The sequence below is a fragment of the Acidovorax sp. A79 genome (assembly GCF_041154505.1).
GTDB lineage: Bacteria > Pseudomonadota > Gammaproteobacteria > Burkholderiales > Burkholderiaceae_C > Acidovorax.
This window is the reverse complement of sequence record NZ_AP028672.1, coordinates 5,324,663-5,346,050: the sequence shown is the minus strand read 5'-3', so window position 1 is coordinate 5,346,050 and position 21,388 is coordinate 5,324,663. Positions and strand designations below refer to the sequence as shown.

Genomic DNA, 21,388 nt, shown 5'->3' with positions numbered 1-21,388 from the left:
ATCTCCTTCGGCTCAGGCGTGGGCCGCATTCACGGCAGGGATCGCCACCTTGACCGAACGGCCGGAGATCGCAGTCACCCACACGTTCCAGGCCATCACTACCATGCCGCCCAGGTACAGCAGACCACCGGCCACACGGATCACATAGAACGGATAGGTCGCCTTCACGCTTTCCACAAAGGTGTAGGTGAGCGTGCCATCGGGATTGATGGCGCGCCACATCAGGCCCTGCATCACGCCGGCGATCCACATGGCGGCGATGTACAGGACGATGCCGATGGTGGCCATCCAGAAGTGCAGCTCGATCGCCTTGATGGAGTGCATCTTCTCGCGGCCGAACAGGCGGGGAACCAGGTAGTACAGCGACCCCATCGAGATCAGACCCACCCAGCCCAGGGCGCCGGAGTGCACGTGGCCCACGGTCCAGTCGGTGTAGTGGCTCAGGGCATTAACGGTCTTGATGGACATCATCGGGCCCTCGAACGTGGACATGCCGTAGAACGACAGCGACACGATCAGGAAGCGCAGGATCGGGTCGTCGCGCAGCTTGTGCCAGGCGCCGGACAGCGTCATCACGCCGTTGATCATCCCGCCCCAACTGGGGGCCAGCAGGATCAGCGAGAACACCATGCCCACCGATTGCGTCCAGTCGGGCAGCGCGGTGTAGTGCAGGTGGTGGGGACCGGCCCACATGTAGGTGAAGATCAGCGCCCAGAAGTGGACGATGGACAGGCGGTAGCTGTACACCGGACGGCCTGCCTGCTTGGGGATGAAGTAGTACATCATCCCGAGGAAGCCCGCCGTGAGGAAGAAGCCCACGGCATTGTGGCCATACCACCACTGCACCATCGCATCCTGCACGCCCGCATAGGCCGAGTAGCTCTTCATGAAGCCGGCGGGAATCGCTGCGCTGTTGACCACATGCAGCAATGCCACGGCCAGGATGAACGCACCGAAGAACCAGTTGGCCACATAGATGTGCTTGACCTTGCGCACACCGATGGTGCCGAAGAACACGATGGCGTAGGACACCCAGACCAGCGTGATCAGGATGTCGATGGGCCATTCAAGCTCTGCGTACTCCTTGCCGGAGGTGTAGCCCAGCGGCAGGCTGATGGCGGCGGCCACGATGACCAGCTGCCAGCCCCAGAACGTGAACGCCGCCAGCGGCCCGGCGAACAACCGGACCTGGCTGGTGCGCTGCACCACGTAGTAGCTTGTGGCGAACAGCGCGCAGCCGCCAAACGCAAAAATCACCGCGTTGGTGTGCAGGGGACGCAAGCGCCCGTAGCTGAGCCAGGGTATGCCAAAGTTGAGTTCAGGCCAGGCCAGCTGGGCGGCGATGATGACGCCCACCAGCATGCCAACCACCCCCCATACCACGGCCATGATAGAAAACTGCCGCACCACCGTGTCGTTGTAGTGCGCAGCATTTGTTTTTGGAGAATCCATCGGGCACCTCTTTGTATTGCAGTAAGAGTTTGTTGCAGCCAGCTTTTCAGGGCATTGACACAAGTCAATCGTCTCGGAGAATCCGTTCACCTTCTTGCTCGACGCTCTCGAACTGGCCGTGATGGACCGCCCACCACAGTCCTGCAAGAACCATCAAGACCAGCACCACGGACAGCGGAATCAGCAGGTACAGAATGTCCATCAGGCGGCCTTCAGCGTTGTCTTGGTGATTTCAATGGCCGGAGCACCCTCTTGCGGCAGCGGCGCCGCGCCCGAGGAAGACAACGGCGGAAGATCTCGTGCGAGGCGCGCGGCATTTAGGACCACCAGCAGCGAACTCAGCGCCATTCCCAGCCCGGCGAGCCAGGCGGGCATGAAACCAGCCACGGCCAATGGAACACACAGGGCGTTGTAGCCCGCGGCCCACCACAGGTTCTGGCGCACCACACGCAGGGTGCGCCGCGCCAGCAGCACCGTTTGCGGCACCAGCGCCAGGCTGTCGCCCAGCACGACAAAATCGGCCTGCGCCTGCGCCAGCGGCACGGCGCGGCCAAACGCGAAGGACACATGGGCGCCTGCCAGCACCGGGCCATCGTTCATGCCATCGCCCACCATGGCCACGTGGTGGCCGCCGGCCTGCAGCGCCTGCAACGCGGCCAGCTTGCCCTGGGGCGTGCACTCCCCCGCCGCCTGCGCTATGCCCGCCTGCGCAGCCACGCGCCGCACCGACACGGCCCGGTCACCGGACAGCAGCTGCACCGCCATGCCGGCATCCGCCAACGTCGCCACCACGGCCGGGGCCTCGGCGCGCAGAGCCTCCACCAGGTCGAAGCGCGCCAGTTCCAGCACCCGCCCGTCGGGGCGCTGTTCCGACAGCACCACCTGCAGTGCGGCGCCGTCCTGCGGCGCCACGCCCGCATGGCGGGCGGAGCCCAGCCGGAACGTGCGGGCAGGCTCCGCGCCCAGGCCATCCCGCGCCACGGCCACCAGGCCGAGCCCGGCTTCCTCCTGCAGGCCGCTCACGATCCAGCGCCCGTCGTCCTGCGCGCCAGCAGCGGCCACCACGGCGCGCGATGCGGGATGCATCGATTGGCGCGCCAAGGCGGACGCCAGCGCCAGCGCGCCCCGTGCCGTCCATCCTTCGGAGGTATGCACGGTTTGCAATGCCATGCAGTCCCGCGTGAGCGTGCCGGTCTTGTCAAACACCACGGTATCCACGCGGGCCAAGGCCTCCAGGCCCTGCAGGTTGCGCACCAGCACGCCATGGCGCGCCAGCGTGCCCGCCGCCGTGAGCATGGCAACCGGTGTGGCCAGGGACAGCGCGCAGGGACAGGTGACGATGAGGACCGCCACCGCCACCATCAGCGCATGGCCAGGATCGGAGGGCCACCAATACGCGGCCGCCAGGGCCGCGGCCGCGAGCACCGCCACCAGGAACGGCCGCGCGATGCGGTCGGCCAGCTGTGCCAGCCGGGGTTTCTGCAGCGACGCGCTTTCCATCAAGGCCACGATCTGCGCGAAGCGCGTCTGCCCGCCCGTGCCCTCCACCTGCACCTCCACCGGCGCCTGCAAGTTGTAGCTGCCGGCCGTGACCACGCTGCCCACGGGCCGCGCCACCGGGGTGGACTCTCCCGTCAGAAGGGATTCGTCGGCCTGGGTGCTGCCCCGGGTGATGCGCCCATCGGCCGGAAAGGACTCCCCCGGCAGCACGCGGATCGTGTCCCCCACGGCCAGGCGGCGTGTGGCCACGCGCACGAAACTGCCATCCGCCGAGCGCCGCTCCACGCTGTCGGGCAGGCGATTCATCACGGCTTCCAGCGCGCCGGCAGTGCGGTCGCGCAGGCGCAGCTCGAGCCAGCGCCCCGTGAGCAGGAAAAAGACGAACATGGTCAGCGAGTCGTAGTACACCTCTTTCCCGAAGATGCCCGTGGGGTCGAAGGTCCCGGCCGTGCTCACCGCGAAAGTGATGGCCATGCCCAGCGCCACGGGCAGGTCCATGCTCACGCGGCGCAACCGGATATCGCGCAGCGCGCTGGAGAAGAAGGGGCCGCACGCAAAGACCACCATCGGCAAGGTAATGACCCAGGAAGCCCAGCGCAGCAGCTGCTCCATCTCCTGCGTGAGGTCGCCCGGCTGTGCCACATAGGCCGGCCACGCGTACATCATGACCTGCATCATGCAAAAACCCGCCACCAGCCAGCGCCACAGCGCGCGGCGGCTCTCGCGCAGGCGCTGCTCGCGTGCAAAGGCGTCGATGGCGGGCATGGCGCGGTAGCCGGCCTTGTGCACTGCTTGCATCCACTGCGAGGGGCGCACCTGCGCCGGGTGCCAGACCACGCGCGCGCGCCGCGTGGCGGCGCTCACATCGGCCTGCTGCACGCCCGGCACGGCGCGCAGCGCGTCTTCGATGGTGAGCGCGCAGGCCGCGCAGTGCATGCCCTCCAGCACCACCTGGGATTCCCAGGCGCACGCGGCAAGGTCCGCGGGAGCACCACCCGCCTGAGCACACGGGCGGCCGAATGCCGACCATTCGTGCGGGTCGTCCAGCAGCACGGCCTGCGGAGCGGGCGCGGCCGCCGGCCACGCGTCCGTCCCGGCATCTGTCTGATGCACCGGGGATGAGGCCGGCGCACCGGGTCCAAACATTGACATGGTTCAAGCCTATCGTGAGGGCCCGGCAGGTACATTGACCTGGATCAAGCCCCGGAACATGATTGATCCTAAGCTTGTTCCATCACTTTGAGGAGCCCTTTATGTACAAACGCATCCTGATTGCCACGGACGGTTCGGCCCTGTCGGACAAAGCGGTGGAGCACGGCCTGTCCCTTGCAGCCCTGTCGGGCGCCACGGTGGTGGCCCTCAAGGTCGTGCCACGCTATCCCCGCAGCTACTTTGAAGGCGGCATGCCGGTCGACATGAGCGACGTCAAGCGCATCGAGAAACAGTGGGGCGACGCCGCGCAGGCCATGGTCGATGGCGTCAAGACCGAAGGCATCGCCCAGGGCGTTGCCGTGAAGGCCGTCATCGCCAAATCCGATCTCGTCGCGGAAGCGGTGATCTCCGCCGCCAAGAAACACAAGTGCGACCTGATCGTCATGGCATCGCACGGCCGCAAGGGGCTCAAGCGCCTGCTGCTGGGCAGCGAAACCCAGCATGTGCTCACGCACTCGCACATCCCCGTGCTGGTGCTGCGCTGAGCACAGGGCAGAGGCCCCGCCGCGCGGGCCTTGCCCAACGGCAGGGGCGGAGCCACGGCCGTGGCCGCCCCCGGGGAGCGGGCTGAAGGCACGCGGCGCATGCAGGCCTGCCGGCAACATACAGGTCTGTATCACATCTCCGCGCGATGTGGGAAAATCTGCGCATGAGACCACCTGGAACCCGTGACGGCGCCCCATCCTCGCGAGCTGCCTCCTCCGCCACGCCCGCGGCCATGCCGCCCGGCGATGTGCAGCAACGCATCCTCGACACCGCTTCCCAGCTTTTCTACAACGAGGGCGTTCGCGCGGTGGGCATCGACCTGATCATCGAGCGCGCGAAGATCGCCAAGACCAGCCTCTACCGCTACTACCGCACCAAGGATGACTTGATCGCGGCCTTCCTGGAGCGCGAAGACCGCGAGTTCTGGCAGCAATGGGACGACGTTGTCTCAACGCACGGCCCCGATCCCGCGGCGGAGCTCGACGCCCTGCTCCAGTGGGTGGGCGAGCGGGTGGCCCGCCCGGGCTACCGGGGTTGCCCCCAGCTGAACGTGGCCGCGGAATTCGCGGACCCCGCGCACCCTGCCCGCGCCATCTCGGCCCGCCACAGGCTGGAGCAGCGCAAGCGGCTTTCGGCGCTGTGCCGGCGGCTCGGTGTGAAAAAGCCGGACGTGATCGCCGCCCAGCTCTCGCTGCTCGTGGATGGCGCGTTCAGCAGCGGGGCGCTGCTGCTGGGCGACAGCACGGCCAAGGCCCTGCGGGCGGCCGGACGCGCCCTGGTCGGCGGCGGGCACTGACTGCGGCGGGCAGGTGCCAGCAGGCCGCGCCTGCGGCAGCCGCCAGCCCACGGGGTCAGGAAAACAGTGCCTTGTGCTGCTCGCGCAGAAGGTTCTTCTGCACCTTGCCCATGGTGTTGCGCGGCAACTCGTCGGCCACGAAGCAGCGCTTGGGGATCTTGAAGTTGGCCAGCTGCGACTTGAGCCGCGCCACGATGGCCTCGCCGTCGAGCTTCACGCCCGGCTTGGCGATGACCACGGCCACGCCCACTTCGCCGAAGTCCGGGTGCGGCACGCCCACCAGGGCGCTTTCGGCCACGCCGGGCATGTCGTTGATGTAGCCCTCGATCTCGGCGGGGTAGACGTTGTAGCCGCCGCTGATGATCAGGTCCTTGCTGCGGCCCACGATGCTCACGTAGCCGCGCTCGTCCACCTTGCCCACGTCACCGGTCTTGAACCAGCCGTCAGGCGTGAACTCCTCGGCCGTCTTCTCGGGCATGCGCCAGTAGCCCTTGAACACGTTGGGGCCCTGAACCTGGATGTTGCCGATCTCGCCCACGGGCAGCGGCTTGTTGGCATCGTCCACCACGCGCAGGCCCACGCCGGGCAGCGGGAAGCCCACGGTGGCGCCGCGCCGCTCGGTCTGGCCGGCATGGCGCGCATCGGCCGCGTAGGGGTTCGAGGTGAGCATGATGGTCTCGCTCATGCCGTAGCGCTCCAGGATGGTGTGGCCGGTGCGCTGCTGCCATTCGTTGAAGGTCTCGATGAGCAGCGGCGCCGAGCCCGCGACGAACAGGCGCATGTTCTTCGCCGCCTCCTTGGTGAGGCCGGCCTCGCCCAGCAGGCGCACGTAGAGCGTGGGCACGCCCATGAAGACGGTGGCGCGCGGCATGGCGGCGAGCACGGCCTTGGGGTCGAATTTGCTGAACCAGATCATCTTGCTGCCATTGATCAGCGCGCCGTGGATGGCCACGAACAGGCCGTGCACGTGGAAGATGGGCAGGGCGTGGATCAGCACGTCGCCACGGCCATCAGGCCCTCCGGTAGCCGTCCAGCCCCAGTACTCCTTGAGCACCTGCGCGTTCGACAGCAGGTTGCCGTGCGTGAGCATGGCGCCCTTGCTGCGGCCCGTGGTGCCGCTGGTGTACAGGATGGCGGCCAGGTCATCGGCCGCGCGCTGCACGGGCGTGTGGCTGTCGCCATGGTGCGCCGCGCGCTCCAGCAGGCTGCCGGTGCGGTCGTCGCCCAGGGTAAAGACGTGCTGCGTGCCCAGCGTGAAGGCGATCTTCGACACCCAGCCGAAGTTGCCCGGGCTGCACACCACCACCGCAGGCTCGGCGTTGCCGATGAAGTACTCGATCTCGGCGCTCTGGTAGGCCGTGTTGAGCGGCAGGAACACGTAGCCCGCGCGCAAGGTGGCGAGGTACAGCAGCATGGCTTCGACCGACTTTTCCACCTGCACGGCCACGCGGCTGCCCTCGGGCAGCTCGAGCGAGGCCAGCAGGTTGGCGATGCGCGCGCTGGCATGGTCCAGGTCGGCCCAGCTGTAGTGCAGCGGGGTGCCGTCGGGCGCCGTGGTTTCCACGGCGGTGCGGCCCAGGTCGGAGGGAAAGGCTGCGCGCAGGGCGCTGAAGAGGTTGTGTTGGCTCATGGCAGTTGGGCGGGGTTGCAAATGGTCAGATCCACAAGAGGAATGGAAATGGGCAAGGCCCATCAAAACAGGGGGGCGCGTTTTTCAAGGAACGCGGTGATGCCTTCGCGGTGCTCGGCGCTGTCCGCGTACGCATAGGGGTCAGACGCATCGTTTGCTATATATTTAATAGCTGATTGCGCATTTACAGCAGGCGCCACAGGCACTTTCAATGCCCGAAATGTCTGTTTGTTCATGCGGGCGGCCTGGGGTGCCAGCGCGGCAATGCGCTGCGCGCTGCCCACCGCCTCGGTGGCCGTCCTGTCGTCGGCCACCACGCGGCTCAGGAAACCGCGCGCCAGCATGTCGGCGGCGCTGAAGGTGGCGGCTTCCAGCAGCATCTGCCGGGCCGTCACATCGCCCACGGCGCCGGCCACCAGCTGCGCCTCGCGGGGGGCCATGGGGAAGCCGAGCTTGGCGATGGGGGCGCCAAAGCGGGCCGTGCCGCCCGCGATGCGAATGTCGCAGCAGCTGGCGATCTCCACCCCGGCACCCATGCAGGCCCCGCTGATCTGGGCCACGATGGGGACGTCGCACAGGAGCATGGCGCTCAGCCCGCCCCAGACGTCGTTCTCATGGAAATCGCGCAAGGCCGCGGTGTCGAAGCGAAAGCCCGGGTACTCCGAAATGTCGCCCCCCGCGCAGAAGGCATCGCCCTCGCCGGCGATGAGCACGCAGCGCACATCGCTGCGCCGCTGGATGTCTTGAAACACCTCGCGCAGTTGCCGCCACATGCCCCGCGACATCGCGTTCAGCCGCCCGGCATGGCGCAAGGTGACATGCACCACGCCACGCTCACCGGCATCCATCAACACTTCACCTGACATATTCGTTGCCCATCACGTTTGCAAAGTCCACGCCCCACAACAACTGGCGCAACGCCATCGCCAGTGCCACCGTGGAACTGGCTCTGCCAGGCCACGGGTGGCGTCCCCCTCAGGGGGATGGCGCGAAGCGCCTCAGGGGGTCAATCAAGTTTTGCGCCAGAAGCCTTCACCACCGCCGCCCAGCGCTTGACCTCGCTGCTGACCATGCCGGCGAACTGCTGCTGCGTGAGGCCGCCGTATTCGGCGCCATTGCTGGCCCAGATGGTCTTGAGCTCGTCGGCCGCGCCGAGCTTGCGGATCTCCTCGACGATGCGCGCCTGGACATCGGCCGGCGTTCCCTTGGGCGCCCACAGGCCATACCAGGTGGTCACGGTGTAGTCGGGCAGGCCCACTTCGGAAGCGCAGGGCACGTCCGGGAAGGCCGCGTTGCGCTTGGAGCCGGACACCATCAGCGCCTTGATGCGCCCCGCCTTGATATGCGCGGCCGACGAACCCAGGCCATCGAACATCATGTCCACCTGCCCACCGATCAGGTCCTGCAGCGCAGGGCCCGCGCCACGGTAGGGGATGTGCGTGATGAAGGTGTTGGTCTGCTGCTTGAACAGCTCGCCCGCCAGATGGTGCGATGTGCCCGCGCCCGCCGAGCCGTAGTTGAGCTTGGCGGGGTTGCGCTTGACATGGTCCATGAACTGCTGGAAGTTGCCCACCGGCACGTTCTTCGGGTTGACCACCACCACCTGCGGCACGTTGGCCAGCAGGTACAGCGGAATGAAATCCTTCTCGATGTCGTAGTCGAGCTTGGGGTACATCGACGGAGCGATGGCGTGGTGCACCGCGCCCATGAACAGCGTGTACCCGTCGGGCGCGGCCTTGGCGGCAAAACTGGCCCCCACGGTGCCCCCCGCCCCGCCCCGGTTGTCGATCACCAGCGTCTTGCCGGTGGCGCGGGAAAACTGCGCGGCCAGCGGCCGCGCGAACGCATCGGTGCCGCCTCCGGCCGGAAAGGGGACGACCAGGTTCACGGGCTTGGAGGGCCAGGCGGAGGCCTGCGCCCAGCTGCCGCCGCTGCCCAGGCCCAGGCCCGCTGCCGCCGCTGCGGCCAGCAGGCTGCGGCGCTGCACCGCTCGGTCGTCGATTCGCATGTTGTCTGTCATTTCCTTGTCTCCTGTCGTCGTTGTAAAAATGGAAACCGGCCCGTGGCGTGCGATCGGCCATCGGCCACCGGTTGCTGCCTGCACTTCTACCAGAAAGACGCCGCGCCCCGGGCGCCACGCCTGCCAGGCGGGCAGGTCAGCCGCCTTTCGGCCCCCGGCCCACCGGCCCAGGGCCAAAACAGTGCCGCCCGCCGCGCGGGCGGCACGGATCAATCACCACGGCACAGGCTGTCGATGTCCCCCGACACCGGCACCTTGCCCTGCGCAAGCAGGCTGCGGTGCTTGTCGATGCGCTTGAGGTCATACAGATAGTTCACCATCAGCCCGTACGACTGCTTGAGCCCCTTGCCGGAAGGATCGCCCGCCCAGTTCAGCCGTTCAACCCGCGCGCCGTTGCCCAGGTGAAAGCGTGCCACCGGGTCGACCGGCTTGCCTTCGTGCAGTTCGCGCCCCAGGTAGCGGGCGGCGCATTCCAGCAGCATCTGGCGCACGGGCGATTTGGCGTCAAGCTCCAGGGCCTTGTCGATGGCGGCCAGCAGGTGCGTGGGCTGCGGGGGCTCGAAGCCCACCGCGCGGCCCAGCTCGGCGCGGCGCTTGTCATCCAGGCGCTCGAGCATCGCGCCCGCGTGCTTGCCCAGCCACGAGCGGAAGCCAGGAATGGGCGACAGCGTGGCAAAGGTGCGCAGGCGCGGGAACTCCGCGGTGAGCGTCTCCACCACGTGCTTGATGAGCGAATCGCCGAAGCTCACGCCGCGCAGGCCCGTCTGTGTGTTGCTGATCGAGTAGAAGATCGCCGTGGTGGCCCGGGAGATGTCCACCGGTGCGGCCGCCTCGTCCAGCAAGGGCGTGATGCTGGCAGAAATCTTGTCCACCAGCGCCACCTCCACGAAGATCAGCGGCTCGTTGGGCAGGCGCGGGTGAAAGAAGCCGTAGCAGCGCCGGTCGCTGTCGAGCCGGTTCTTGAGGTCCGCCCAGCTGCGGATGTCATGCACGGCCTCGTACTTGATGAGTTTTTCGATCAGCGAGGCCGGCGAATCCCACGACAGGCGGCGCAGCTCCAGGAAGGCCACGTCGAACCAGGTGGAGAACAGGTGTTCCAGCTCCGCATCCAGCGCCAGCAGGCGCTTGTCGGCCTTGAGCAGCGGCAGCAGCTCGGCCCGCATGTCCACCAGGAAGCGCATGCCCTCGGGGAACACGGAAAAGCGCTGCAGCAGCCGGGTGCGCGGCGACACCAGCGCGCGGCGCAGGCTGATCTCGGCCTGCCCCTCTTCGGCCGTGCCCGCCGCGGCCTCGTAGCGCTGGCGGGCCGACTTGAAGCGCGTGGCGTCGGGCGCGAACTGCTCGCACATCAGGAGCCACATGTCGCGCCGCTCCTCGGTCTCGGCCCTGGCATACCACTCGGCCACCGCCTGGGCGCGGCGCCCGCCCTCGAGCTCACTCACCTGCGGGGCCACCACCTCTTGCAGGTCCGCCAGCAGGCGGCGCAGCGCGCGCGGCGACAGCGCCTCCTGCCCGCGGCGCAGCGTCGCCTGCAGACGTTCGTGCGTGGAGCGCGGCACGGCCACCTTGGCCACCACATCCGTCACCGACTTGTCGATGGCGGCCCTCGCGGGCTTCTCGCCGGACTTGTCGGCCGCCTTGTCCGTGGCAGGCGCGGCGGTGCGCAGGCGGGACACGCTGCGGGCGATCCATTCGGGGGTACTGTTCATCATGGTGTCAGCCTCGATTGCTGGTTGCGGGCAACGTCGCGCAGCGCATCGCGCTGGCGCAACAGGTGGGTGCGCATGGCCTCCTCGGCAGCGTCGCAGTCGCGCGCCTTGAGCGCGGCGAACACGGCCAGGTGCTCGGCCAGGCTTTGCTGCAGGCGGCCCGGCGCATGCAGCGTCTGCAGCCGCGCCAGCCGCAGGATCTTGCGCAGGTCGCCGATCACCTGCGCCAGCCAGCGGTTGTCCGCCAGCGTGATGAAGGCCTCATGGATCGCGTAGTTGGCTTCGTAGTAGTCGGTAAGGAGTCCGTCCGAGGCGCACTGCTGCAGGCGCTCGTGCAGCACCTCCAGCGCCGCGACGTCGGCGGCGCCCGCCTTGCGGGTGGCCTCGTGTGCGGCCCGCCCCTCCAGCAAGGCGATCACCGGGAACAGGTCGTCCAGGTCGCGTTCGGAGATCTCTGCCACGAAGCACCCCCGGCGCGGCTCGTGGCGCAGCAGGCCCTCGGCCACCAGCACCTTGAGCGCCTCGCGCAGCGGCGTGCGCGAAATGGCCAGCCGCTCGCACAGCGCCGCCTCGTCCAGAAAACTCCCCGGCGGCAAGGCCCCGGCGAAGATCTGCTCGCGCAGCCGCGAGGCGGCTTCGTCGTGCAATGAGTTGGGAATCGGGCGCATGGTGCGGGTGAACTCCAGTGGCAGAGGCGGCACAGTCAGATTCTCTGACGCCTTTGGCCGCCAACACGCCGCCAAAAGCTCACAAATACCGGGCTTTCTCTGATTTCTACGTAATTTCTCATAATTATGAAAAATTACAAGACCTGAAACGTCCAATTCGTTGAATTTCGCAAAAAAATGCGGGCCGGTGGCTCCCACACCACATCCGCGCGCACTCAGCGGGCCATGGGGCACGCTGGAAGAGGTTACGGAGAAGCCAGGCGCTTCGCGCACGTCGGGATGACGTTGGCGGGGCTGCCCGCCCCCAGTGGCAAGGCCTGCACGGCCGCCGGACTCACCGGAAAACCGGTGCCCCAGGCCCTGCAGGACGCGCCGCGCGCATGGCACGGGTTCGGGTTCGGCGCCAGCCAGGGCCCCGCCGCGAAGGAGCGCCCTGAGGAAGGCAGCGGAAGAAGCCGCATGCGCAAGCCCGCCACCCCGCGATGCAGGCTGCGGGATGGGCAGCCGGCCACAACCCGCTGTTTGCTATATTTTCAATAGCTGCCAGCGCTTGATCATCAAGCGTCAGAAGTATTTTTACTTAAAACCGGGCACGGGGGCCGGCTGCCGCTGCGCCCACAGCCACAGCGCGACGCCGGCGACGATCATGGGCACGCAGAGCCATTGGCCCATGCTCATGCCCAGCGACAGGACGCCCAGGAAGGCGTCGGGCTCCCGGAAATACTCGGCGATGAAGCGGAACGCACCGTAGCCCACAAGGAACGCCGCCGCCACCTGGCCCTGGCGGCGCTCCTTGCGCGCATAGAGCCACAGCAGGATGAACAGCAGCAGCCCTTCCAACAGGAACTGATAGATCTGCGACGGGTGGCGTGGCTGCATGGAGCCGCTGTGCGCGAAGACCATGCCCCACGGCAGGTCGGGGCTGGAAAAGCGGCCCCACAGCTCGCCGTTGATGAAGTTGCCGACCCGCCCCGCCGCCAGCCCCGTGGGCACGCAGGGCGCCACGAAGTCGGCCACCTGCAGCCACGGACGCTTGCGCGAATGGGCAAACCACAGCATCGCCGCGATCACGCCCAGCAGCCCGCCGTGAAAGGCCATGCCCCCCTGCCACACCGCGAAGATCTCCAGCGGGTGGCTCAGGTAGTAGCCGGGCTTGTAGAACAGGCAGTAGCCCAGGCGCCCACCGACCACCACGCCTGCCACGCCGAGGAACAGGATGTCCTCCACATCCTTGCGCGTCCACGCGCTGGGCCCTGTGATGGACGCGAATGGCGGGTGCCGCAGCCGGGCGATGCCCAGCAGCATGAACAGCCCGAAGGCCGCCAGGTAGGTCAGGCCATACCAGTGGATGGCCAGCGGGCCCACTTGCAGGGCGACGGGATCGATGTGGGGGTAGATCAGCATTTGGGCGGTATTGTGCCCGCGCGCCGTGGCGGAGGGCAGCCGGCAGCCCCGCGGGGCGTGGGGGCAGCCGCGGCGCGGGCCGCGCACCCCATTTGCGCCCCAGTGAGAACGCTTCTGATCCCGGTACGCATGCAGAGCGGCAAGACGGGGGCATTCCCCACAAAGGCCACGGTCCGCGCGATACTCCCCACCAGAAATTCAAGGATAAGAACATGCAGGGAAACCCACAAGTCGTCGAGTATTTCAAGGATCTGCTGCGCGGCGAGCTGGCCGCGCGCGACCAGTATTTCGCGCACTCGCGGATCTACGAGGACCAGGGCTTCGTCAAGCTCTATACCCGTCTCGACCACGAGATGCAGGAAGAAACCCAGCATGCCGACGCGCTGCTGCGCCGCATCCTCTTCCTGGGCGGCCGCCCCGACATGCGCCCCAAGGAATTCACCCCCGGCGAGACCGTGCCCGAGATGCTGCGCAAGGACCTGGCCACCGAGTACGAAGTGCGCGCCGCCCTGCAAAACGGCATGGCCCTGTGCGAAAGCGTGGGCGACTACGTGAGCCGCGACCTGCTGCTGGCCCAGCTGCGCGACACCGAGGAAGACCACGCCTACTGGCTCGAAAAGCAGATCGGACTGATCGACAGGATCGGCCTGCAGAACTACCTGCAGTCACAGGCATCGGCGTAGGAACCTGTTCAAGGCCTTTTCGGCCTAGAACAACTCAAAGGACTGCCATCCCGGCAAGGCCGTGCCCGGCCGCAGCATGCGGCGCGCCTCATGAACGAACTGACTGCGCGCCGATGTCGACCCGTTCGGCAAGGAAATCCAGGAAGGCGCGCACGCGCAGCGGCAGGTAGCCTCCCTGGCCGACGAACACGGCATGCACTTCCTCCAGGCCGCCCGGATTGGATTCCTCCAGCACGGGCCGCAACCGGCCTGCCGCCAGGTCGTCGCGGACCTGGAAGGCGGCCAGGCGCGCCAGCCCCAGGCCGGCCAGCGCCAGGTGGCGCAGGGCTTCACCGTCGCTGGCCTGGGCATTGCCCGCCACCGGAACCACCACGTCCACACCGTTGTGCCGCAGCGGCCAGCCGGCCTGGGCGCGCACGTAGCTGGTGCCCAGCCGGTTGTGCAGCAGCAGATCATCCGGCGCCGCCGGCATGCCCTTGCGCTCCAGGTAGCCGGGCGCGCCAACGATGACCATGCGCGTCTGACCGAGCTTGCGCGCCATCAGGTTCGAGCTCTTGAGCGGACCCGCGCGCACGGCCACGTCGGTGCGCTGCTCCAGGATGTCGATGACTTCATCGGTCAGCACGATGTCCAGGGTGACATCGGGACAGCGCTCAAGGAACTGCGGAGCAAGCGGCAGCAGGAAATGGTGCCCGAACGGCACGTTCGCGTTCACCCGCAGCCGCCCGCGCGGCGCGGCGTGCGCATTGGCGCAGCGCTCGGCCTCGTCCAGATCGGCCAGGATGCGCACGCCACGCTCGTACAAGGCACAGCCCTCGGGGGTGAGCTGGAGCTGCCGCGTGGAGCGGTTCACCAGCCGCGTGCCCAGGCGTTGCTCCATGCGCGCCACCAGCTTGCTCACGGCAGAGGGCGTCATGCCGCAGGCACGGGCTGCCGCGGAAAACCCGCCCAGCTCGATGACACGGACAAATACCTCCAGTTCGCCGGAGCGATTGACATCCAGACGGGCCATCGCGGCTTCCTCGGTGAATTCAAATCACAAATGTTCTTCCGGGGAGAAGTCTAGTTTATTTATGTCTTTGAATTCATCATTGAATCTTACAAAGCCAATGAATTCAACAATATGAAAACCCTCCCTGCCCTCTCGGCGTCGGCGCTGCTGGCCATTGCACTTTCGGCTGGCGCGGCCGCGCCCCACGCTCCAGCGCCTGTCCGTGCGTCCACCTGGGTGGCAACCTGGGGCGCCAGCCCCCAGCCTGCCTGGGGACTGGACTTCCTGTTCCCCACCCACCTTCCGCCGGTGCTGCATGGCCAGACGGTGCGGCAGGTGGCGCGCGTCAGCCTGGGCGGGCCCCGCGTGCGCATTGTGCTGTCCAATGCCTACGGCCGGCAGCCGGTGGCGCTGGGCAAGGCGACGGTCGCGCGGCCAGCTCCCGGCGGGGCCGTGCTGGCAGACAGCCTGCACACCGTCACTTTTGGCGGCCAGGAGGCGGCGACGATCCTGCCCGGCGCGTCGCTGGTCAGCGACCCCGTGGGGCTGGCCGTGCCCGCGCTGGCGCAGCTTGCGGTGAGCCTGTACCTCCCCGATGAAACGCCGGTGAGCACCTTCCATTGGGACGGACGGCAGACCACCTGGATTGCCCCCGGCGACCAGGCCACCGCCCCGGAGCTGGTCGCCGGAGGCGCAGCGGTGCAGAGCACCACGGCGCGCCCGCTGCTGGCGGGCATTCAGGTGGAAGCCGCACCGGCCGCGCGCGCGGTCGTCGTGATCGGGGACTCCATCACCGACGGGGCCACCGCCAGCCTGGACAAGGACCGCCGCTGGCCGGATTTCCTGGCCACCCGTCTGGCGCCGCACGGGGTGGCGGTCGTCAATGCCGGCATTTCCGGCGCCCGCCTGCTGTCCGACGGCATGGGCGCCAATGCGCTGGCGCGGCTGGAGCGCGACGTGTTGGCCCAGCCTGGCGTGCAAAGCGTCATCGTGATGCTGGGCATCAACGATATCTCCTGGCCGGGCACCGCGTTCGCCCCGGCAAGTCCCCGGCCGACGCTGCAGGCGCTGGTGGCTGGCTACCGCCAGCTGATCGCGCAGGCACGCGGCCACGGGCTGAGGGTGATCGGCGCGACGCTCACGCCGTTCGAGGGTGCCTTGCCTGGCACGCCGCTCAGCAACTACCACCATCCCGACAAGGACACACTGCGCCGGCAGGTGAACGACTGGATCCGCCAAAGCGGCGCATTCGATGCGGTGATCGACTTCGATGCGGCGCTGCGCGACCCGGCCCACCCTGCCCGCATCGCGGCGCGCTTCGATTCAGGCGACCGGCTGCATCCGGGCGATGAAGGCAACCGCGCGATGGCCGAGGCCGTCGATCTGAGCGCCGTCCTGCCCGGCATCGGCGCACCGCCGTCCCCGCGCTGAATCGCCTGGCGACTGCCCCGGCGCCGGTGCGAACGCCGGCGACCCGCCGGAAGCACCCTGTCCCCCAGACCGCCCTCCAGCCAGTGGCCAGATCTGTGGGGATGTTGTCGTTGCAGCCAACCCACGGAGCCTTCACACTGGCGCCATGCACCTTCCATCCCGCGCTATCGCCTGCCTGCTCTACCCCGGCGTCATGAGCCTGGACGTGGTCGGCCCCATGCAGGTGTTTGGCTCTGCGAACGCAGAGCGCACGGGCCATGGCCTGCCGCCGGCCTACACGCTGCACCTGCTGGCCGAAGCGCCAGGGCCCGTGCCCACATCGGCCGGGTTCGCGCTGGTGGCCGATGGCGCCTGGGGAGGCCTGGATGCGGCTGGCTTCGACACCGTGCTGGTGGCGGGCGGCGACGGGGTGATTGCGCAGCTGTCCAATGCCGGCCTGTGCGAGTGGCTGCGCCACGCCGAGCCACGGGTGCGGCGGCTGGGGTCGGTGTGCTCCGGCGCGCTGCTGCTGGCACAGGCGGGGCTGCTGGACGGACGGCGCGCCATCACCCACTGGTCGCGCCTGGACCGCCTGCGCCAGAGCCACCCGAAGGTGCTGGTGGAGCACGACTGCCTGCACACGTACGACGCCGCCAGCCCACACGACAGCCATGTCTTCACTTCGGCGGGCGTCACCGCCGGCATTGACCTGGCCCTGGCGCTGGTGGAGGCGGACCTGGGCCGTCCCCTGGCCCTGGCCGTGGCGCGGCGGCTCGTGATGTTCATGCGCCGCCCGGGCGGGCAGGCCCAGTTCAGCCCCCTGCTGGCGCCCGAGACCCTGCACGCCCCACGGCTGGCCGCGCTGCTCGAATGGATTCCCACGCAGTTGGGCGGCGACCTGTCGCTTGATGCCCTGGCCGAACGTGCCTGCATGCCCACCCGCACGCTCTCGCGCGTGTTCCAGCGCGAGCTGGGCATGACGCCCGCCCGCTACGTGGAACGCGTGCGCGTGGAAGCTGCGTCCACGCTGCTGGCGCAGGCCCAGGCATCGATCTCCACCGTGGCCCGGCTGTGCGGGTTCGAGCACCCGGAGAACCTGCGCCGCAGTTTTCACAAGCACCGCGCCGTGAGCCCGCAGGCCTATGCGCAGCGCTTTGGCGCGGGTGTGCCGCTGGACTGACCGCCCCGCGGCCCGGCCCCTTTCCTTCCTACGCGCCCACCGGGGCGCACCACCGAAAGCCATCCATGCTGCTCTTGCGCAATGCGTCCGTTCGCCTGCTGTTCGCGGGCCAGGCCCTTTACTGGGGCTGCTCCATCATCGGCATCACGCTCACCTCCATCGTGGGGGCAAGGCTGGCGCCCTGGCCCACCCTCGCCACGCTGCCGCTGGCGCTGCTGGTTCTGGGCAACCTGCTGTCGGTGCAGCCGCTGTCGCTGTTCATGCAGCGCCGGGGGCGGCGCGCGGGGCTGCAGGCCGGTGCGCTCCTTGGCGTGGCGGGCGGGCTGGTGAGCATGGCGGGCGTGCAATGGGGCAGCTTCGCCGTGTTCTGCGCGGGCACGCTGGCCATCGGCGCGTACCAGGCATCGTCGGGCTACTACACCTATGCGGCGCTGGAGGCGGTGGACCCGCAGCAAAAAGGGCGCGCGGCGGCCTGCGTGGTGGCAGGCGGCCTGTGGGCCGCCGTGTTCGCGCCACCGCTGGCGCTGTGGTCGCGCAACCTGCTGGCCACGCCGCTGGCGGGCGCCTACCTGGCCATTGCGGTGTTGTCCGCACTCGGGTGGGCGGTGATGGCACGGCTGCGCGAGGGGGCCGCGCCCCAGCCTGCGGCGGGCGGCATCGCGGCCATGCGCACCCTGCTCGCCCGGCCCGGGCTGCGCGCCGCCGTGGTGATGGCGGCCATCGGCCACGGCCTGATGATCCTGGTGATGAACGCCACGCCGCTGGCCATGGAGGTGTGCGGCTTTTCGGCGGCCTCGGCCGCGCAGGTGATCCAGTGGCACGTGATCGGCATGTTCTTCCCGGCGCTGTTCGCGGGCCAGCTCGTGGACCGCTTCGGCAGCCGCCCGGTGGCGGCCGTGGGGGCGGCCTGTCTGGCGGCCAGCGCGGCGGTGGCGCTCTCGGGCATGGCGTTCACCGAATTCCTGGCCAGCTCCTTCCTGCTGGGCACGGGCTGGAACCTGATGGTGATCTCGGGCACAGCGCTGCTCGCCGAAAGCCATGCACCCGAGGAGCGCGGCCAGGCGCAGGCGCTGATGCAACTGGCCAACGGCACCGTGGCGGCGGCCATGTCCTTTGCCTCGGGCGCGCTGCTCACTGGCGTGGGCTGGACGGCGATCAACGCGGTGATGCTGCCGCTGCTGGCCATCGCGGTGGGGCTGCTGTTCGCGCGCGGGCGCGCCGCGCCGGCCGCGGCGGGCTGACTCAGCCCGCCGCCGAGCGCTCGCGCACAAAATCAGTGAAGCGCGCCAGCGCGGGGTTGTTGAGCTCGGCGGGCCAGACCAGGCTGGTTTCGCACACGGGCAGCGGCGGCGCGGCGGCCGCCTTGGCGGCCCTGGCCGGGGCCCTGGCCGGCGCGGCCCCGAACGCATCCGCCGCGCGGTAGACCACGCCCTCGCGGCGGAACTGGGTCACGCTCTCGGGCACCCACGCCACGCCCAGGCCGCCCCATACCAGGTTGACGATGGTCTGCATCTGGATGGCCTCCTGCGCCACCACGGGCACGCGGCCCGCTGCGTGGTACAGCGCAAAGATCGCGTCGTGCAGCGAAGGCACGATGCGGCGCGGAAAGATCACCAAAGGTTCGGCCAGCACCCGCGCCAGGTCCAGGCGCGGCGCACCGGCCAGCGCGTGGCGCTCGGGCAAGGCGAGCACCAGCGGCTCCTGCGCCACCACCAGCCGCGCCAGCCCGGGCGGCGCGAAGCCCGGCGAATGCAGCATGAGCCCGGCGTCCAGTTCACCGCGCGCAAACAGTTCGCGCTGCACATCGCCCGTGGCCTCCACCAGCTCCAGCGCCACCTGGGGGCACAACACGCGAAAGTCCCGCACCCATTCAGGCAGGCGCTCGAACCCGATGGTGGAGACGAATCCCAGGCGCACGCGCCCCACCTCACCGGCCGCCGCCGCGCGGGCGCGGGCCGGCAAGGCCTGCGCACGCTCCAGAAAGTCGCGCACGTCGGGCAGCAGCGCCTCGCCCGCCGGGGTCAGCGCCACGCGCCGGCGCGTGCGGTCGAACAGCACCACGCCCAGCGAGCGCTCCATCTGCGCGATCGCCTGGGTCAGGGGTGGCTGCGTCATGTGCAGGCGCAGCGCGGCGCGGCCGAAGTGCAGCTCCTCGGCCACGGCCACGAACTGGCGCCAGGCGCGCACGTCGATGAATGCTTCTTTCATAGCGGTGGTGATCCGGTGATATGTTTTATATATTACTGAAGCAGGCGAAAGGGATTGGAAACGCCACTCCAAACCTCGCATACTTGCACCCCGACAGCCGAAGACCCGTGCGCCCCTCTGCGCGTCTTCCCACTACAACGACTCCCCACCAGGAAAACCGCCATGGCAGACAGCAAGACCATCCCGATCCAGCCCATCAACCGCCGCAGCGCCAACATCACGCAAGGCAAGTCGCGCGCGCCCAACCGCTCCATGTACTACGCCATGGGCTACGAGGAAGGCGACTTCGTCAAGCCCATGGTCGGCGTGGCCAACGGCCACAGCACCATCACGCCCTGCAACAGCGGCCTGCAGAAGCTGGCCGACGCGGCCATCGCCGGCATCGAGGAAGCGGGCGGCAACGCCCAGGTGTTCGGCACGCCCACCATCAGCGACGGCATGGCGATGGGCACCGAAGGCATGAAGTACAGCCTGGTGAGCCGCGAGGTCATCAGCGACTGCATCGAGACCTGCGTGGGCGGCCAGTGGATGGACGGCGTGCTGGTGGTGGGCGGCTGCGACAAGAACATGCCCGGCGGCCTGATGGGCATGCTGCGCGCCAACGTGCCCGCCATCTACGTCTACGGCGGCACCATCCTGCCCGGCCACTACCAGGGCAAGGACCTGAACATCGTGAGCGTGTTCGAGGCCGTGGGCGAGAACGCCGCGGGCAAGATGAGCGACTTCGACCTGAAGGAAATCGAGAAGCGCGCCATCCCCGGCACCGGCTCGTGCGGCGGCATGTACACCGCCAACACCATGTCCAGCGCCTTCGAGGCCCTGGGCATCAGCCTGCCGTACTCGTCCACCATGGCCAACCCGCACGACGAGAAGATGAATTCGGCCAAGGAATCGGCCAAGGTGCTGATCGAGGCCATCAAGATGGACCTGAAGCCCCGCGACATCGTGACCAAGAAGGCCATCGAGAACGCCGTGGCCGTGATCATGGCCACCGGCGGCTCCACCAACGCGGTGCTGCACTTCCTGGCCATCGCACACGCCGCCGGCGTGGAATGGACCATCGACGACTTCGAGCGCGTGCGCCAGAAGACCCCCGTGCTGTGCGACCTCAAGCCCAGCGGCAAGTACCTGGCCGTGGACCTGCACCGCGCGGGCGGCATCCCGCAAGTGATGAAGGTGCTGCTCAACGCCGGCCTGCTGCATGGCGACTGCATCACCATCAGCGGCAAGACGATTGCCGAAGTGCTCCAGGACGTGCCCGATGTGCCCCGCGCCGACCAGGACGTGATCCGTGGCATCGACAACCCGATGTACGCGCAGGGCCACCTGGCCATCCTCAAGGGCAACCTGAGCCCCGAGGGTGCCGTGGCCAAGATCACGGGCCTGAAGAACCCCGTCATCACCGGCCCCGCCCGCGTGTTCGACGACGAACAATCGGCCCTGGAGGCCATCCTGGCCGGCAAGATCAAGGCCGGCGACGTGATGGTGCTGCGCTACCTGGGCCCCAAGGGCGGCCCCGGCATGCCCGAGATGCTGGCCCCCACCGGTGCGCTCATCGGCGCCGGCCTGGGCGAAAGCGTGGGACTGATCACCGACGGCCGCTTCTCCGGCGGCACCTGGGGCATGGTGGTGGGCCACGTGGCGCCCGAGGCGGCGGCCGGCGGCACCATCGCCTTCGTCAACGAAGGCGACAGCATCACCATCGACGCGCGCCAGCTGCTGCTGGAGCTGAACGTGCCCGAGGAAGAAATCGTCAAGCGCCGCGCCGCCTGGACGGCCCCTGCCCCCCGCTACACCCGCGGCGTGCAGGCCAAGTTCGCCTTCAATGCATCGAGCGCGAGCAAGGGTGCGGTGCTGGACGCCTATTGATGAACGGATGAGCGGCCATTGATGGCCCTTTCTGGCGGCAGGCCGCCGCGCCCCCGGGGCCGCGCCGGACAAACAAGCGCCCATGCTGCCCCGCATGGGCGTTTTGCCTTGGCGGGCATCACCACAGGGAGGCCCAGGGCACGCGCCCCGGATGTTTCCCGAAAGGCGCT

Annotated in this window: 18 protein-coding genes; 7 read left to right on the top strand and 11 right to left on the bottom strand. The window is 68.5% G+C overall.

Annotation, left to right across the window (positions count from 1 at the left end; translation table 11 throughout):
* Positions 1-12: 12 nt before the first annotated feature.
* The 3 genes from ccoN to ACAM51_RS24660 form a co-directional block, all read right to left on the bottom strand.
* Positions 13-1,452, bottom strand: coding sequence for a cytochrome-c oxidase, cbb3-type subunit I (ccoN, locus tag ACAM51_RS24670; protein ID WP_218294142.1), 1,440 nt, complete (start codon positions 1,450-1,452; stop codon positions 13-15).
* 64 nt (positions 1,453-1,516) lie between these two features.
* Positions 1,517-1,654 carry a cbb3-type cytochrome oxidase assembly protein CcoS gene (gene ccoS / locus ACAM51_RS24665; protein ID WP_056169616.1) on the bottom strand — a complete coding sequence of 46 codons (138 nt, stop codon included), beginning with the start codon at positions 1,652-1,654 and terminating at the stop codon, positions 1,517-1,519.
* Positions 1,654-4,104 (bottom strand): heavy metal translocating P-type ATPase, encoded by a 2,451-nt coding sequence (locus ACAM51_RS24660; RefSeq protein WP_369642184.1) that lies wholly within the window; start codon positions 4,102-4,104, stop codon positions 1,654-1,656. Before ACAM51_RS24660 ends, ccoS begins: the two co-directional genes overlap by 1 nt.
* A gap of 101 nt (positions 4,105-4,205) precedes the next feature.
* On the opposite strand from ACAM51_RS24660, the gene ACAM51_RS24655 reads away from it, so the two are divergent.
* Positions 4,206-4,649, top strand: a complete 444-nt coding sequence (locus ACAM51_RS24655; RefSeq protein ID WP_218294141.1) for a universal stress protein — start codon at positions 4,206-4,208, stop codon at positions 4,647-4,649.
* A gap of 164 nt (positions 4,650-4,813) precedes the next feature.
* Entirely contained in the window at positions 4,814-5,446 is a 633-nt protein-coding gene (locus ACAM51_RS24650; RefSeq protein ID WP_369642183.1) for a TetR/AcrR family transcriptional regulator, read from the top strand.
* Positions 5,447-5,501: 55 nt separating this feature from the next.
* Here ACAM51_RS24650 and ACAM51_RS24645 read toward each other — a convergent pair whose 3' ends face one another.
* The 6 genes from ACAM51_RS24645 to lgt form a co-directional block, all read right to left on the bottom strand.
* On the bottom strand, positions 5,502-7,076 hold the full coding sequence (locus tag ACAM51_RS24645; protein ID WP_369642182.1) for a malonyl-CoA synthase: 1,575 nt from the start codon (positions 7,074-7,076) through the stop codon (positions 5,502-5,504).
* 62 nt (positions 7,077-7,138) lie between these two features.
* On the bottom strand, positions 7,139-7,942 hold the full coding sequence (locus ACAM51_RS24640; protein ID WP_369642181.1) for an enoyl-CoA hydratase/isomerase family protein: 804 nt from the start codon (positions 7,940-7,942) through the stop codon (positions 7,139-7,141).
* Between the two features lie 140 nt (positions 7,943-8,082).
* Positions 8,083-9,096 carry a tripartite tricarboxylate transporter substrate binding protein gene (locus ACAM51_RS24635; RefSeq protein ID WP_218294137.1) on the bottom strand — a complete coding sequence of 338 codons (1,014 nt, stop codon included), beginning with the start codon at positions 9,094-9,096 and terminating at the stop codon, positions 8,083-8,085.
* Between the two features lie 209 nt (positions 9,097-9,305).
* Positions 9,306-10,805, bottom strand: coding sequence for a malonyl-CoA decarboxylase (locus ACAM51_RS24630; protein ID WP_218340944.1), 1,500 nt, complete (start codon positions 10,803-10,805; stop codon positions 9,306-9,308).
* Positions 10,805-11,473 carry a GntR family transcriptional regulator gene (locus tag ACAM51_RS24625; protein WP_218294136.1) on the bottom strand — a complete coding sequence of 223 codons (669 nt, stop codon included), beginning with the start codon at positions 11,471-11,473 and terminating at the stop codon, positions 10,805-10,807. The genes ACAM51_RS24630 and ACAM51_RS24625 overlap by 1 nt, the downstream gene beginning before the upstream one ends.
* A 576-nt stretch (positions 11,474-12,049) precedes the next feature.
* Positions 12,050-12,877, bottom strand: a complete 828-nt coding sequence (gene lgt, locus ACAM51_RS24620) for a prolipoprotein diacylglyceryl transferase (protein ID WP_369642180.1) — start codon at positions 12,875-12,877, stop codon at positions 12,050-12,052.
* Between the two features lie 212 nt (positions 12,878-13,089).
* Between lgt and bfr the strand changes: the two genes are divergently transcribed.
* The gene (gene bfr / locus ACAM51_RS24615) at positions 13,090-13,560 is read left to right on the top strand and encodes a bacterioferritin (protein ID WP_218294134.1); all 471 of its coding nucleotides are present in this window, start codon (positions 13,090-13,092) and stop codon (positions 13,558-13,560) included.
* A gap of 88 nt (positions 13,561-13,648) precedes the next feature.
* On the opposite strand, the gene ACAM51_RS24610 is transcribed toward bfr, so the two are convergent.
* Complete coding sequence (locus tag ACAM51_RS24610) at positions 13,649-14,572, bottom strand: LysR family transcriptional regulator (protein ID WP_369642179.1); 924 nt, start codon at positions 14,570-14,572, stop codon at positions 13,649-13,651.
* A gap of 111 nt (positions 14,573-14,683) precedes the next feature.
* On the opposite strand from ACAM51_RS24610, the gene ACAM51_RS24605 reads away from it, so the two are divergent.
* From ACAM51_RS24605 to ACAM51_RS24595, 3 genes are all read left to right on the top strand, one after another.
* Positions 14,684-15,982 (top strand): SGNH/GDSL hydrolase family protein, encoded by a 1,299-nt coding sequence (locus tag ACAM51_RS24605; RefSeq protein WP_369642178.1) that lies wholly within the window; start codon positions 14,684-14,686, stop codon positions 15,980-15,982.
* A 145-nt stretch (positions 15,983-16,127) separates the two neighbouring features.
* Positions 16,128-17,141, top strand: a complete 1,014-nt coding sequence (locus ACAM51_RS24600) for a GlxA family transcriptional regulator (RefSeq protein WP_369642177.1) — start codon at positions 16,128-16,130, stop codon at positions 17,139-17,141.
* 65 nt (positions 17,142-17,206) lie between these two features.
* Positions 17,207-18,382 carry an MFS transporter gene (locus ACAM51_RS24595; protein ID WP_369642176.1) on the top strand — a complete coding sequence of 392 codons (1,176 nt, stop codon included), beginning with the start codon at positions 17,207-17,209 and terminating at the stop codon, positions 18,380-18,382.
* A 1-nt stretch (position 18,383) separates the two neighbouring features.
* Here ACAM51_RS24595 and ACAM51_RS24590 read toward each other — a convergent pair whose 3' ends face one another.
* Positions 18,384-19,349 carry a LysR family transcriptional regulator gene (locus ACAM51_RS24590; RefSeq protein WP_369642175.1) on the bottom strand — a complete coding sequence of 322 codons (966 nt, stop codon included), beginning with the start codon at positions 19,347-19,349 and terminating at the stop codon, positions 18,384-18,386.
* Positions 19,350-19,511: 162 nt separating this feature from the next.
* Between ACAM51_RS24590 and ilvD the strand changes: the two genes are divergently transcribed.
* Positions 19,512-21,218, top strand: coding sequence for a dihydroxy-acid dehydratase (gene ilvD, locus ACAM51_RS24585; protein WP_218294128.1), 1,707 nt, complete (start codon positions 19,512-19,514; stop codon positions 21,216-21,218).
* Positions 21,219-21,388: the final 170 nt, after the last annotated feature.